Here is a 14,024-nt window from a genome sequence, read left to right as displayed (position 1 = left end):
CCGTACGGCGCCCTTAGCATTCTAGTCAACGGCACGGCGGCCTAAGTTGTTCCCGGCCGCCGCACCGTTTGTGTTAATTCCGGGCGGAGCGGGCTACTTCTGGGCCCACAGGTTGATGTCGGACTCGACGGCGAACTCGTCGATCGCCGCCAGCTCCGCGGCCGTGAAGCGGAGGTTGTTGATGGCGGACAGGGTGTCCTCGAGCTGCCGGACGCTGGACGCGCCGACCAGCGCGGAGGTCACCGGGGAGCCCTTGCCCTGCTCGCGCAGGATCCAGGCGATGGCCATCTGCGCGAGGGACTGCCCGCGGCTTTCGGCAATCCGGTGCAGGCCGCGCACCCGGTCCAGCTTGTCCTCAGTGATGCTGTGTTCGTCCAGGGATTTGTCCTGGGCGGCACGTGAATCGGCCGGGATCCCGTTCAGGTAGCGGTCGGTCAGCATGCCCTGCGCCAGCGGCGAGAACGCGATCGAGCCGGCCCCCACCTGTTCCAGGGCCTCGTACAGGTTGGGGCTGCCGTTTTCGGTCCAGCGGTTCAGCATGGAATAGCTGGGCTGGTGGATCAGCAGCGGGGTACCGAGCTCCTTGAGGATCCGGGCGGCCTCGAGGGTCTGTTCCGGGGTGTAGGAGGAGATGCCCGCGTACAGGGCTTTCCCGGAGCGGACGGCGTGGTCCAGGGCGCCCATGGTCTCTTCCATCGGCGTTTCCGGGTCGGGCCGGTGGCTGTAGAAGATGTCCACGTAGTCCAGGCCCATCCGGTCCAACGACTGGTCCAGGCTGGCGAGCAGGTATTTGCGGGAACCCCATTCACCGAACGGGCCCGGCCACATGTTGTAGCCGGCCTTGGTGGAGATGATGAGCTCGTCCCGGTAGGGCGCGAAATCGTCCCTCAGGTGGCGGCCGAAGTTGGTCTCGGCCGAACCGGCCAGCGGCCCGTAGTTGTTGGCCAGGTCGAAGTGGTTCACGCCGAGGTCGAAGGCCCGGCGCAGGATGGCGCGCTGGGTTTCGAAGGGCAAGTCGTCCCCGAAGTTGTGCCACAGGCCCAGCGAAATGGCGGGGAGCTTCAGCCCGCTGCGGCCCACGCGGCGGTACGGCATCGAGTCATAACGGGTGTCTGCTGCAACATAAGTCATACGTACTATCCTGTCCTATTTCGAAATGATGGCGGCGCTGTGGCCGGGCAGCTCGAGCTGGCCGCTGTCGAGGCGCACTGCGCTGTCGGTGGCCAGCAGGATCGAGGCCCCGGTAACGGCGAGCCGGCGCGGCCCGGCGGAGAAGTTCATGGCCACTTCCACGCTGCCGCGGCGCAGGCGCAGCCAGCCGTCGGCCTCGCTGAAGGCAACGGCGGTGTCCTCGAAGCCGAGTCCGGCGAGTTCCGGCGTCGAGCGCCGCAGCGCGATCAGCTGCCGGTACAGCTCCAGCAGGCGGGCGTGGTCGCCCTCGGCCGCTTCGGCCCAGTTGAGCCGGGAGCGCGTGAAGGTCTCCGGGTCCTGCGGGTCGGGCACGACGGCGGGGTCCCAGCCCATCCGCTCGAACTCCCGGATCCGGCCCTCCGCAGTGGCCTTCCCGAGTTCCGGCTCCGGGTGCGAGGTGAAGAATTGCCACGGGGTGGTGGCGCCGTATTCCTCGCCCATGAACAGCATGGGGGTGAACGGCGAGGTCAGGGTTGCGACGGCGGCAAGCGCCAGCTGCCCGTACCCCAGGGTCTGGGACAGCCGGTCACCGGTGGCCCGGTTGCCGATCTGGTCGTGGTTCTGGCTGCAGACCACCAGCGCTGCCGGGTGGACGACGCCGGTGTTGATGGGCCGGCCGTGGTGCCGGCCGCGGAAGCTGGAGTAGCTGCCGTCGTGGAAGTACCCATCCACCAGGACCTTGGCGAGGGCCTCGAGGGATTCGAAGTCCGCGTAGTAGCCCGTGGCTTCGCCGCTGACGTTGACGTGCACCGCATGGTGGAAGTCATCGCTCCACTGGCCGGCGAGGCCGTGGCCGTTGATGTTGCGCGGGTACAGCAGCCGCGGATCGTTGAGGTCGGACTCGGCGATCATCGTCGCAGGACGTCCGGTTTCGGCGGAGACTTCGTCCGCGAGCGCACCGAATTCCTCGAGCAGGTGGACAGCCCGCTCGTCCTTGAAGGCGTGCACGGCGTCGAGCCGCAGCCCGTCCACATGGTAGTCCCGCAGCCACATGGCGGCGTTGTCCAGGATGTAGCGGCGCACGACGTCGGACCCGGGGCCGTCGAGGTTCACCGAGTCGCCCCAGGTGTTGCCCTCCCCCGGCTTCAGGTAGGGCCCGAAACGCGGAAGATAGTTCCCGCTGGGGCCGAGGTGGTTGTAGACCACGTCCTGGATGACGCCCAACCCGGCGGCATGGGCGGCGTCGACGAAGCGCTGGTACGCGGCGGGTCCCCCGTAGCCTTCGTGCACGGCGTACCAGAGGACGCCGTCATAGCCCCAGTTGTGCGTGCCGTTGAAGCCGTTCACGGGCAGCAGCTCCACGAAGTCAATGCCGAGCTCCACGAGGTAGTCCAGCTTCCCGATAGCCGCATCCAGGGTCCCCTCGGGGGTGAAGGTGCCCAGGTGCAGCTCGTAGATCACGGCGCCCTGCAGCCCGCGGCCCTGCCACTGGCTGTCGGCCCACTGGTGACTCCCGGCATCGAACGTCCGGGACAGGGCGTGGACGCCGGCTGGCTGCCGCCGGGACCGGGGGTCAGGCAGGGGTGTGGTGTCCCCGTCGAGGAGGTAGCCGTAGTCGACATCCCCGGAAGCCGGGGCACCCGGGGCGGTCCACCAGCCGCCGGTGTCACCGCCGGCATCCCCGTCGCCGTCGGGCCGGCGGATCATCGGATACTGCCGGCCGTCGGCCAGCAGCGTCACGGTGCCCGCTTCCGGCGCCCAGAGGTCAAGGCGGTCATTTCCATCGGCAGGCACAGTGATCACAGCTTTCCGTTCGCGTTCAGGGGTTCAATCAGTGCTGGCGGGGACCAGCAGGGCCACCGGGTAGCTGGCCAGAATCGCGGCCAGCTCCACGGCGCCGGGGCCAAACGTGGCACCCGTCAGTTCATCCGTCATCGCAGAGGCAAGGACGACTGCGGTGTCCCGCCAGCCGCCCTGCTGCTCGAGTCCGCGCGGCAGCCGGGTAGCGAGAGTGACGGCGCCGGGGGCACCTGCGCTGCCGCGGTCGAAGCCGATCAGATGCCCCGCAGCTGCACCGGCTGCCGCAACCGGCGTGTAGCCGGTGAACAGCCCGGGCCGGTCGCGGCGCAAGCGCAAGGCCCGCGAAGTGACCAGGAGTTTCGCGGCCTCGTCGGTGTACGACGCCGGACGTTCGCCGGCGTCGAGCGCGGCCAGGGCCGCGCGCCGCGCACCGTAGTCGAACGGTCGCCGGTTGTCCGGATCGGTCAACGAACGGTCCCAGAACTCGGTGCCCTGGTAGACATCCGGGACTCCCGGCATGGTCAGCTGGACCAGCTTGGCGCCGAGCGAATTGACGGCATCAAAAGGCGCCAGGAGCTCCACGAGGGATTCCAGTTCCGCCCGGACGTCCGGGTTGTCGAAGGCCGCGTCGACGGCGGCGGCCAGCTTCTCCTCGAAGGCGGCGTCCGGGTCCAGCCAGTCGGTCGAGTTGCCGGCCTCGCGGGCAGCCTTCTGCGCATACGACTGAAGCCGCTCACGGTCCGCGGGCCAGGCACCGGCAATGGCCTGCCACAGCAGGTTGGCCAGCGGCCCGTCGGGCAGCGGCGCCAGTTCCTGCAGCCGGGCCAGGGCGGCCCGCCATTCCGGCGCCAGCTCCGCGAGCACGGAGATCCGGGCCCGGGTGTCCTCGCTGCGTTTGGTGTCATGGGTGCTCAGCGTGGTCATGGACAGCGGGATTTCGGCCTGGCGGCGCGTCATCCGGCGATGGAACTCGTCCGGCGCGACCGAGAACTCAGTCGGGTCGGCCCCGACCTCCGTCAGGGTGCCCAGCCGGGTGTAGCGGAAGAAGGCAGTGTCCTCCACACCCTTGGCCATGACCATGCCGGAAGTCTGCTGGAAGCGGCGGCCGAGTTCGGCGCCGTCCTCCGGACCGGCGTCGAGCAGCAACGGCAGCAGCAGCCCGACGGCGTCCGCCAGCTCCGGGCGACGGCGGACGGCTAGTTCGCACGCCGACTTCAGGATCTCAGCACCCACGGGCAGGTAGCTGCGGTAGACCGGGAAGGCGGCGATGATCTCGGACAGGGCGTCAGCGGCCTGTTCTCCGCTTAGTCCTGTTCCGGACGGCACCAGCCGCGCCAGCCGGAGCATCTCGGAGTGCAGGATCCCGTCCGTGATCCGGCGCTTGGTGCCCCGGATCATGTCCTCGTAGTCCGCGGCCTGGCCGCCGCGCAGCTCGGTGTCGAGGGCGTCGAGGGTTTCCCGCCCGGCGGGGTCAACGAAGAGCCGGTCGACGTCCGCGAGGGCGTCGTAACCGGTGGTCCCGTCGCAGTCGAAGCCGGCCGGGAGTTCCTCCCCCGGTTCAAGGATCTTCTCGATCAGCAGGTAGCTGCCGCCGGTGACCTCGCGGAGCCGGCGCAGGTATCCTTCCGGGTCGGCCAGCCCGTCCGGGTGGTCGATCCGGAGCCCGTCGACCAGACCCTCGCCGAACCAGCGGACAATCTCGGCGTGCGCCTCGTCGAAGACCTCCGGGAGCTCCACCCTGATCCCGGCGAGGCTGTTGACGGCGAAGAACCGGCGGTAGTTCAGGTCGGTGTCGGCCCGGCGCCAGCCGATCAGCTCGTAGTGCTGCCGGTCGTGGACCGCGCGGGGGTCATCGGCAGTGGAGTCACCTGCGGTATAGGTTCCCTCGGCGAGCGGGAAGCGGTGGTCGTAGTACCGCAGCTCCCCGTCCGTGATTTCCAGGGCGTCGACGTCGGAGTCCTCCCCCAGTACGGGGATCCGGATGCGGCCGCCGCCGGAGTCCCAGTCGACGTCGAACGCCGTGGCGTAGCGGGACTGCTGTCCCTCCTTGAGCAGGGACCACCACCACGGGTTCTGCGCGGGGGTGGCGACGCCGACGTGGTTGGGCACGATGTCGACCAGCACGCCCATGCCGGCCTCCCGGGCCGCCCGTGACGCGGCGGCGAGGCCTTCGGCGCCGCCGCGGTCCGGGTCGATCGCGGAGGGGTCGGTGACGTCGTAGCCGTGGTCCGAGCCCTTTTCCGCGGTCAGGATCGGCGAGAGGTAGATCCAGTCCACGCCGAGCGACTTCAGGTAGGGCACGGTCCCGGCAGCATCCTGCAGGGTGAAGCCGGGCCGGATCTGCAGCCGGTAGGTGGAGGCGGGGGTCCTCACTGAGCGGTAGCTTTCGCGGCGCTGGTTGCGGCGGCCTCCTCCTGGGCCTCCACCATGTCCTCGTGGGCTTCCTCGTGCTCGGCCATGGAAGCCAGCGAAGCGGCCGCGGAGTAGTCCACTTCCACCTCGGGGCCGGAGTGTGCCCGGAGCACCACCATCGACTTCGCCGCCAGCTTCACCACAGAGCCGGCCTTGAGCGGTTCCTCGGTGTCGGCCTGGTCCGCGGTGTCCACCAGCACGTCCCAGAACCGTGAGTACTCCTCGGTCGGCAGCGCAAAGTCCACGTCGTCGTCGTGGGCGTTGAAGCACAGCACGAAGCTGTCGTCGGTGATCCGGCGCCCGCGGGAGTCCTGCTCCTGGATGCCGTGGCCGTTGTAGAACACGCCGATGGTCCGGCCGAAGCCGCTGTCCCAGTCCTCCGGGAGCATTTCGGTGCCGTCCGTCGTCAGCCAGACGATGTCCGGCAGCTTCTCGCCCTCGCCGCGGCGCACGGGGCGGCCGTCGAAGAAGCGGCTGCGCCGGAACGTCGGGTGGTCGTGGCGGATCTTGTTGACGACTGCGGTGAACTCCACCAGCGGCTGGTCCATCGCGTCCCAGTGGATCCAGCTCAGGTCGGAGTCCTGGCAGTAGGTGTTGTTGTTGCCCTGCTGGGTGCGGCCGAGTTCGTCGCCGTGCAGGAGCATCGGGACACCCTGTGAGAGCAGCAGGGTCGCGATGAAGTTGCGCTGCTGGCGGGCGCGGAGGGTCAGGACGTGGTCGTTGTCCGTGTCCCCTTCCTCGCCGCAGTTCCAGGAGCGGTTGTGGGATTCGCCGTCGTTGTTGCCTTCGCCGTTGGCGTCGTTGTGCTTCTCGTTGTAGGACACGAGGTCGCGCATGGTGAAGCCGTCGTGGGCCGTGACGAAGTTGATCGAGGCCACCGGACGCCGGGCCGAGCTTTCGTAGAGGTCGGCCGAGCCGGTCAGGCGGGAAGCGAACTCGCCCAGGGTCGAGGGCTCGCCGCGCCAGAAGTCACGGACCGTGTCGCGGTATTTGCCGTTCCACTCAGTCCACTGCGGCGGGAAGTTGCCCACCTGGTAGCCGCCCGGGCCGATGTCCCACGGCTCGGCGATCAGCTTGACCTGGGAGACGATCGGGTCCTGCTGGATGAGTTCGAAGAAGGTGGACAGCTTATCGACGTCGTAGAACTCGCGGGCCAGGGTGGAGGCGAGGTCGAAGCGGAAGCCGTCGACGTGCATTTCCGTCACCCAGTAGCGCAGGGAGTCCATCAGCAGCTGGAGGGAGTGCGGGTGCCGGACGTTCAGGGAGTTTCCGGTGCCGGTGTAGTCCATGTAGTGCTTCAGGTCGTCGTCGACCAGCCGGTAGTAGGCCTGGTTGTCGATGCCCTTGAAGGACAGCGTGGGGCCGAGGTGGTTGCCTTCCGCGGTGTGGTTGTAGACGACGTCCAGGATCACCTCGATGCCGGCCTTGTGCAGATCGCGGACCATGGCCTTGAATTCCTGGACCTGGTGCCCGACGTCGCCGGAGGAGCTGTAGGTGTTCTGCGGCGCGAAGAAGCCGATGGTGTTGTAGCCCCAGTAGTTGTTGAGGCCCTTCTCCTCGAGCGTGCCGTCGTTGACGAACTGGTGCACGGGCATCAGTTCGATCGCGGTGACGCCCAGCTTCTTCAGGTGGTCGATCACGGCCGGGTGCGAGACGCCGGCATAGGTGCCGCGCTGCTCTTCGGGGACCTCCGGGTGGAGCTCGGTCAGGCCCTTGACGTGGGCCTCGTAGATGACCGACTGGTGGTAGGGGATGCGCAGCTGGCGGTCGCCGTCCCACTCGAAGAACGGGTTGATGACCACGCCGTGCATGGTGTGCGGCGCCGAGTCGGCGTCGTTGCGGGAGTCGGGGTCGCCGAATTCGTAGGTGAAGAGCGCCGGGTCCCAGTCGATCTGGCCCTGGACGGCTTTGGCGTAGGGGTCCATCAGCAGTTTGTTGGGGTTGAAGCGGTTGCCGTGCTCGGGTTCGTACGGGCCGTGGACCCGGTAGCCGTACTTCTGTCCCGGCTGGATGTGCGGCAGGTAGCAGTGCCACACGTAGCCGTCCACCTCGGTCAGCTCGATCCGCGTCTCGCTCAAATCATCAGCAAGGATGCACAGCTCCACCCGCTCGGCGCGTTCGCTGAACAGGGCAAAATTGGTGCCGGTGCCGTCAAAGGTGGCTCCCAGCGGGTAAGCCGTTCCGGGCCAGACTTCCATGTGTACTCCTCGTGCGTGGCGAAAATTCTCTAGATAGACTACTGGTAAGTAGGATTACTAATTGACTCAGCGCACTGGCGCGCGCGTTTATTACACTTTTGTCATGACCTCCCGGACGGATTTCGCCACGTCCGACGCCGTCACCGGCCCGCCGTGCGAGGCGCGGCTTCCGGCCCGGCCGTGGACGCTGGCGGCCAGCGCCGCGATGGCGGCCCAGCGGTCGGCGGCAGGGATGCCATGGGCGGCGAACGCCCCGGCGTTTTCGGCCAGCTGCGCCAGCAGGGACCCCAGCACACCCGCCAGGACATCGCCGCTGCCGGCCGTTGCCAGCCAGGGAGTCGCCTCGGCCTGGCTGAAGACGGTACCCGACGGTGCGGCCACCAGTGTCGTGGCGCCCTTGAGCAGCACGGTGGCGCCGGTCAGTTGACCGGCACGCCGTGCGGCCGCAAGGGTGGCGTCCTCCACCTCGGGGCGGCCGGGTTCTGCGCCGTAGCGGGCCAGCAGGGCGGCAAGTTCTCCGGCGTGCGGCGTCAGCACGAACTGCGGGGCGAGCTCGAGGGGCAGGGCCGGCAGGGCCCCGGCGTCGGCCACGACGGGAAGCCCGGTGGCCGCGGCGTCGCGGACGCGCTCCAGCTGCTCGTGGGCCTGCTCATCGAGGCCCGGCCCCAGGAGCCAGGCCTGGACGTGGGTATCCGCGGCGCTGCCGGAGCCGCACACGACTTCCGGGCAGGACCGGCGGACCAGGTCGGCGACATCCGGCGGCCCGAGGTAACGCACCATGCCCACCCCGGAGGCCAGCGCGCCGCGGCAGGCCAGCACGGCGGCGCCGGGATACTGCTGAGAGCCGGCCACGACGCCCAGAACGCCGCGGGAGTACTTGTGGGACCGCCGTCCGGGATGGGGCAGGAGCGTCGTCAGGTCCTCGGCTTCGAAGCGGCGCAGGGCCGGCTCAGGCAGGGCCGCCTCGATGCCGATCGGAATGACCTGGACGCGGCCGGCGAAGTCCGCGCCCGGATCGGCCAGTAGACCGGCTTTGGCGGCCCCGAAGGTCACGGTGACGTCCGCGCTGAGCACGGGAGCGTGGGCAACGCCGGTATCGGCGTCCACGCCGCTGGGGATGTCGCAGGCCACCACGAGTCCGGAGTGCGAATGTCCTGGCGCCTGTATCAGCGCATCCATCAGCGCCGCGGCGGAGCCCCGGAGCCCGCCCTGCGCACCGGTGCCAAGCACCGCATCTATGACAACGCCGGCTCCGGCAGCGGCCTCCGCCGCAACGGCGACGTTCTCCGGCGTCAGGCGGAGCACCCGGCCGCCGGCCGCCTCGAAGGCTGCGAGTCCGTCCGGGTGGGCCTCCCCCATGGTGAGTACCGCCGTCGTCCGCATGCCGCGGCGGGCCAGCATGGCCGCCGCGAACAGACCGTCCCCGCCGTTGTTGCCTTTGCCGGCGAGCACCGTGACACTGGCGCCGTAGAGGCGCCCGCCGCGGGCCTGGACTTCGCGGACCACGGCGTTAGCCAGCCCATACGCAGCCCGCTGCATGAGAACAGCGCCCACACCAGTTCCCAAACTTGAGTCAAGAAGCCGCTTTTCAACGGTTCGTATCTGGGTTCCGGTGTAGGCGCTGATCATGGTCTCAGTCCATTCTCGGTGCTGTCGCTGCGGGAAGTCCGGCTCTTGTCAGGCGTCTACAGCTCAGCCTTCGGCGATGACCGTCGCCGTGGCAATGCCGCCGTCGTGGCTGATCGACAGGTGCCAGCGTTTGACACCTTTCGACTCCGCGACAGCCAGCACCGTGCCCTTGACCTGGACGGTGGGCCCGTTCTGGTCCAGCCCGATCCAGCAGTCCTGCCAGTTCATGCCGGCCGGAGCGCCGAGGACCTTGGCCACGGCCTCCTTGGCGGCGAACCGGGCAGCCAGGGAGCGGGTGTTCAGTTCGCGCTCCGCGGGGACGAACAGCCGGTCGCGCAGCCCAGGGGTGCGCTCCAGCTGCCGGCCGAACCGTTCAATGTCTACGACGTCTACGCCAATGCCAACAATCATGGCGTTATTCTACGGTCACGCTCTTGGCCAGGTTGCGAGGCTGGTCGACGTCGTAACCCTTGGCGGAGGCCAGGGCAAGGGCAAAGATCTGCAGCGGGACCGTGCTGAGCAGCGGAGCCAGCAGCGTCGGGGTCTCCGGGATGTAGAAGACGTGCTCGGCGTAGGCCTTGACGGCCTCGTCGCCTTCCTCCGCAATCACGATCGTCTTGGCGCCGCGCGCCCGGACTTCCTGGATGTTGGAGACCACCTTCGCGTGCAGCGAGTCGCGGCCGCGGGGCGAGGGAACCACCACGAAGACGGGCTGGCCTTCCTCGATCAACGCAATCGGGCCGTGCTTGAGTTCACCGGCGGCAAAGCCCTCGGCGTGGATGTAGGCGAGCTCCTTGAGCTTGAGCGCGCCCTCCATCGCCACCGGGAAGCCGACGTGGCGGCCCAGGAACAGCACGGACTTGGCGTCGGCCATGGACTGGCCGAGCTCCTTGATCTGCGCCTCGTTGTCGAGGATCTGCTGGATCTTGGCCGGGATCTTGTTGAGGTCCGCAAGGATGTCCTTGATCTCGCCCTGGAACTTGTTGCCGCGCAGCTGGGCCAGGTAGAGGCCCAGGAGGTAGGCGGCGGTGATCTGCGCCAGGAAGGCCTTCGTGGAGGCGACGGCGATTTCCGGGCCGGCGTGGGTGTACAGCACGGCATCGGATTCGCGCGGGATGGTGGAGCCGTTGGTGTTGCAGATCGAGACCGTCTTGGCGCCCTGTTCCTTGGCGTAGCGGACGGCCATCAGGGTGTCCATGGTCTCGCCGGACTGGGAGATCGAGACGATCAGGGTGTTCCCGTCCACGATCGGGTCGCGGTAGCGGAATTCGTGGGAGAGCTCCACTTCCGTGGGGATCCGGCACCAGTGCTCGATCGCGTACTTGGCGACCTGGCCGGCGTAGGCGGAGGTTCCGCAGGCCAGGACGATGATCTTGTCGACGTTCTTAAGCAGTTCAGGGTCAACCCGGAGCTCGTCGAGGGTCAGCTTGCCGTTGATGTCCGAGCGGCCCAGCAGGGTCTGCAGGACGGCGTCCGGCTGGTCGTGGATTTCCTTTTCCATGAAGGACGGGAAGCCGCCCTTTTCCGCCGAGGCCGGATCCCAGTTGACGTGGTATTCCTTGCCTTCGGCCGGGGCGCCGTAGAAGTCGGTGATTTCCACGGTGTCGGCGGTGATGGTGACGATCTGGTCCTGGCCGAGTTCGACGGCGCGGCGTGTGTAGTCGATGAAGCCGGAGACGTCGGAGCCGAGGAAGTTCTCGCCGTCACCGAGGCCCACGACGAGCGGGGAGTTGCGGCGGGCCGCCACGACGACGTCGGGCTGGTCCGCGTGTACGGCGAGGAGGGTGAAGGCGCCTTCGAGGCGCTGGCAGGCGAGCTGCATGGCCTTGGTGAGGCCGCCCTTCGAGGGGTCGCCCTGGAGCTGGTTCCGGTAGATGTCGCCCAGGAGCGCGGCGGCAACTTCGGTGTCAGTCTCGGAGAGGAACGTCACTCCCTTGCGCACGAGCTCCAGCTTGAGCTCGGCGAAGTTTTCGATGATGCCGTTGTGGATGACAGCCAGCTTGCCCTCATCGGCGAGATGCGGGTGGGCGTTCCGGTCTGTCGGTCCGCCGTGGGTCGCCCAGCGTGTGTGACCGATGCCGGTCAGCGAGTCCGGCAGCGGGTTGGCCTCGAGTTCGGCAATCAGGTTGATCAGTTTGCCCGACTTCTTGCGGGACGAAATAGTCCCGTCCGCCACGACGGCGATGCCTGCAGAGTCGTAGCCCCGGTATTCCAGGCGCCGCAGTCCCTCAAGGACAACGTCCAGGGCATTGTGAGTATTTACCCGGCCAGCGGAGTGGCCCACATATCCAACGATTCCACACATGGACTCAAGCCTAGCGGGTTTCCGGGACAGCGGACGTAGGATGAACGGCCACACCACGCCGCCCGCCGCGCGCACGGGGCCCGCCTGCCGCCCGCACGGGGCCCGCCTGCCGCCCGGGCAGGACCGCCCATTTCGCTCTCGGCCCGGCGGAGGGCAGAATCTCTAGGGTGACTTTGCAACGCAATGAAGCGAACGGCGACGGCGTCTCCCCGTTCGTGGAGCTGGACCGGCAGACCTGGTCCCGGCTCGCTGCCCAGATGGAGCAGCCCCTCAACGAGGAGGACGTGCTCCGTCTCCGCGGCCTCGGCGATCCCTTGGATATGAAGGAAGTCCGCGAGGTCTACCTCCCGCTGTCACGGCTGCTGCACCTGTATGTTGAGGCTGCCGGCCAGCTCCACGCGGCAACCACCACCTTCCTGGGCGAGCAGACCCAGCGCACCCCGTTTGTGATCGGCGTCGCCGGTTCGGTGGCCGTGGGCAAGTCGACCATCGCCCGTGTGCTCCGTGAGATGCTTCGCCGCTGGCCCGGCACCCCCAATGTTGAGCTCATCACCACGGACGGCTTCCTCTACCCCCTGGCGGAACTCAAGCGGCGCCAGCTGCTCGAACGCAAGGGATTCCCTGAGTCCTATGACCGCCGGGCCCTGCTGCGTTTTGTGAGCGAAATCAAAGGCGGCGCGGAGGAGGTCCGGGCGCCCTGGTACTCCCATGTGACCTATGACATCGTCCCGGGCAAGGAAGTGGTGGTGCGCCGCCCCGACGTGCTGATCGTCGAGGGGCTGAACGTCCTGGCGCCGGCCCGGCCGCGGCATGACGGCCGGCAGGGCCTGGCCCTGAGTGACTTCTTCGATTTTTCCATCTATGTTGATGCCAAAACGTCCTACATCGAGGAGTGGTACGTGGACCGCTTCCGCAAACTTCGGACCACGGCGTTCGCGCAGCCGGACTCCTACTTCCACCGCTATGCCACGCTCTCGGACGCCGAGGCGGAACAGACAGCCCGCGAGATCTGGAAGCGCATCAACGAGCCGAACCTTGAGGAGAACGTGCTGCCCACCCGCGGGCGGGCGCAGCTGGTCCTCACCAAAGACTCCGACCACTCCATTCGGCGCATGCTGCTGCGCAAGGTCTAGCACACGTGTGCTACGACGGTTCCGGGGAGTGGCCGGTGGCGGCGGAGACCACCCCCGGCACGCCCGGCAGGCGGGCCTTCAACCGCCTGCTGCTGGCAGGAACCGGACTCGCAGCCCTGAGCGCCTGCACCCCGGAGGGGTCCGGGCTGACGCCGTCGGCCCCGGCCTCCATGTCACTGACGTCGGCGGGCAACACCACGACGGCGTCCGCCGGCCCCGGTGCCACCCCGTCCGCTGAGCCCGTGCCGGGCAGTCCCGCCGCGACGACCCCGGCATCCATCCCGCTGGCCCCGGCGCCCTCCGCCGCCGCCCCCGCGGCACGCCACTCCCTCACCGATCCGGCGAGCCCGTGGGTGGTGGTGAACAAGCACCGGCCGCTCTCCCCCGCCGATTTCGTCCCGGCCGACCTCGTCCAGCCCCGCGTGCGTTTGGCCACCTCGGGCGAAGCGGCACTGCTCAACAGCACGACGGCGGGAGCGGCGGAAACGATGTTCGCGGCGGCAGCAGCCGGCGGCGTCGTCCTTACCCTCGCGAGCGGCTACCGCTCCTTCAACACCCAGGTCGCCACCTATAACAGCTGGGTGAACACAGAGGGCCAGGCCGCGGCGGACACCGCCTCCGCGCGGCCGGGCTATTCGGAACACCAGACGGGCTGGTCCTTCGACATCGGCGACGGCAGCGGCCGGGACAGCTTCACCCCGGCCTTCGCCAACCAGCCGGCCGCGGTTTGGGCGAAGGCCAACGCCCACCTATTCGGCTTCGTGGTGCGCTACCCGTGGATGTTCCATGGGATCACCGGATATTACTACGAGCCCTGGCACCTGCGCTTCGTGGGCGTGGAGGCGGCGGCCGACATGAATGCCCGGGGCATTGCGACCCTCGAGGAGTACTTCGGACTCGAAGCTGCCCCGGGGTACCTGTAGCGGCCCTACACGGACCTCGCTGCTTACCTGCGTGACACAGGGCGTTCACGCGGCTGGGCTAGCGTGGGGACATGCTGACAGGATTCAAGAACTTCATTCTCAAGGGCAACGTCGTGGACCTTGCCGTTGCAGTCGTCATCGGCGCCGCGTTTGGCGCCGTGGTAACGGCACTGGTCCAGAGCGTCCTCATGCCCTTCATTGCGGGCCTGGTCGGTTCGCCCAACTTCGACAGCTTCGCCGTCGTGACCCTGAACGGCAACGACATCAAGTTCGGGGTGCTGCTAACGGCGATCGTCAACTTCCTGTTGGTCGCGGCCGCCATCTACTTCGTTGTTGTGGTGCCCATGAACCACATGATCGAACGGCGCAACCGCCGCCTCGGCATCAACGCGGACGTCAAGGAAGAAGCGGCCGAGGATCCGCAAATTGCCTTGCTCACCGAAATCCGCGACGCCCTCCGGACTGATCGCACCGTGTAATAACCCGGCACAAA

General features: G+C 68.1%; 10 protein-coding genes. 3 read left to right on the top strand and 7 right to left on the bottom strand.

Annotated elements, in window-relative coordinates:
* Positions 1 to 93 precede the first annotated feature (93 nt).
* The 7 genes from mgrA to glmS form a co-directional block, all read right to left on the bottom strand.
* Positions 94 to 1,131, bottom strand: a complete 1,038-nt coding sequence (gene mgrA, locus ACZY0Y_RS00980; protein WP_463956476.1) for an L-glyceraldehyde 3-phosphate reductase — start codon at positions 1,129 to 1,131, stop codon at positions 94 to 96.
* Positions 1,132 to 1,146: 15 nt separating this feature from the next.
* Positions 1,147 to 2,931: a malto-oligosyltrehalose trehalohydrolase gene (gene treZ, locus ACZY0Y_RS00975; RefSeq protein WP_463956513.1), complete on the bottom strand. Its 1,785-nt coding sequence runs from the start codon at positions 2,929 to 2,931 to the stop codon at positions 1,147 to 1,149.
* Between the two features lie 27 nt (positions 2,932 to 2,958).
* Positions 2,959 to 5,304, bottom strand: a complete 2,346-nt coding sequence (treY, locus tag ACZY0Y_RS00970) for a malto-oligosyltrehalose synthase (RefSeq protein ID WP_463956475.1) — start codon at positions 5,302 to 5,304, stop codon at positions 2,959 to 2,961.
* Positions 5,301 to 7,541, bottom strand: coding sequence for a glycogen debranching protein GlgX (gene glgX, locus ACZY0Y_RS00965; protein ID WP_463956474.1), 2,241 nt, complete (start codon positions 7,539 to 7,541; stop codon positions 5,301 to 5,303). The genes treY and glgX overlap by 4 nt, the downstream gene beginning before the upstream one ends.
* 90 nt (positions 7,542 to 7,631) lie before the next feature.
* Entirely contained in the window at positions 7,632 to 9,170 is a 1,539-nt protein-coding gene (locus ACZY0Y_RS00960) for an NAD(P)H-hydrate epimerase (RefSeq protein WP_463956473.1), read from the bottom strand.
* Between the two features lie 63 nt (positions 9,171 to 9,233).
* Entirely contained in the window at positions 9,234 to 9,581 is a 348-nt protein-coding gene (locus tag ACZY0Y_RS00955) for a holo-ACP synthase (RefSeq protein WP_463879848.1), read from the bottom strand.
* A 4-nt stretch (positions 9,582 to 9,585) separates the two neighbouring features.
* Positions 9,586 to 11,475 carry a glutamine--fructose-6-phosphate transaminase (isomerizing) gene (gene glmS, locus ACZY0Y_RS00950; protein WP_463879845.1) on the bottom strand — a complete coding sequence of 630 codons (1,890 nt, stop codon included), beginning with the start codon at positions 11,473 to 11,475 and terminating at the stop codon, positions 9,586 to 9,588.
* A gap of 167 nt (positions 11,476 to 11,642) precedes the next feature.
* Here glmS and coaA point away from each other — a divergent pair, with 167 nt between their 5' ends.
* From coaA to mscL, 3 genes are all read left to right on the top strand, one after another.
* Positions 11,643 to 12,608, top strand: a complete 966-nt coding sequence (coaA, locus tag ACZY0Y_RS00945) for a type I pantothenate kinase (RefSeq protein WP_160664371.1) — start codon at positions 11,643 to 11,645, stop codon at positions 12,606 to 12,608.
* Between the two features lie 5 nt (positions 12,609 to 12,613).
* On the top strand, positions 12,614 to 13,531 hold the full coding sequence (locus ACZY0Y_RS00940) for a M15 family metallopeptidase (protein WP_463956472.1): 918 nt from the start codon (positions 12,614 to 12,616) through the stop codon (positions 13,529 to 13,531).
* Between the two features lie 71 nt (positions 13,532 to 13,602).
* Entirely contained in the window at positions 13,603 to 14,010 is a 408-nt protein-coding gene (gene mscL, locus ACZY0Y_RS00935) for a large conductance mechanosensitive channel protein MscL (protein WP_463879840.1), read from the top strand.
* Positions 14,011 to 14,024 lie beyond the last annotated feature (14 nt).

The sequence above is a fragment of the Pseudarthrobacter kochi genome (assembly GCF_055412805.1).
The sequence above is the reverse complement of the archived record's forward strand: the minus strand, read 5'-3'. Positions and strand labels throughout refer to the sequence as shown.

What these genes read in the sequence shown, in the direction of transcription:
- mgrA (WP_463956476.1), bottom strand. Translation starts at nt 1,131, where the DNA reads ATGACTTATGTTGCAGCAGACACCCGTTATGACTCGATGCCGTACCGC.
- glgX (WP_463956474.1), bottom strand. Translation starts at nt 7,541, where the DNA reads ATGGAAGTCTGGCCCGGAACGGCTTACCCGCTGGGAGCCACCTTTGAC.
- ACZY0Y_RS00960 (WP_463956473.1), bottom strand. Translation starts at nt 9,170, where the DNA reads ATGATCAGCGCCTACACCGGAACCCAGATACGAACCGTTGAAAAGCGG.
- ACZY0Y_RS00955 (WP_463879848.1), bottom strand. Translation starts at nt 9,581, where the DNA reads ATGATTGTTGGCATTGGCGTAGACGTCGTAGACATTGAACGGTTCGGC.
- glmS (WP_463879845.1), bottom strand. Translation starts at nt 11,475, where the DNA reads ATGTGTGGAATCGTTGGATATGTGGGCCACTCCGCTGGCCGGGTAAAT.
- mscL (WP_463879840.1), top strand. Translation starts at nt 13,603, where the DNA reads ATGCTGACAGGATTCAAGAACTTCATTCTCAAGGGCAACGTCGTGGAC.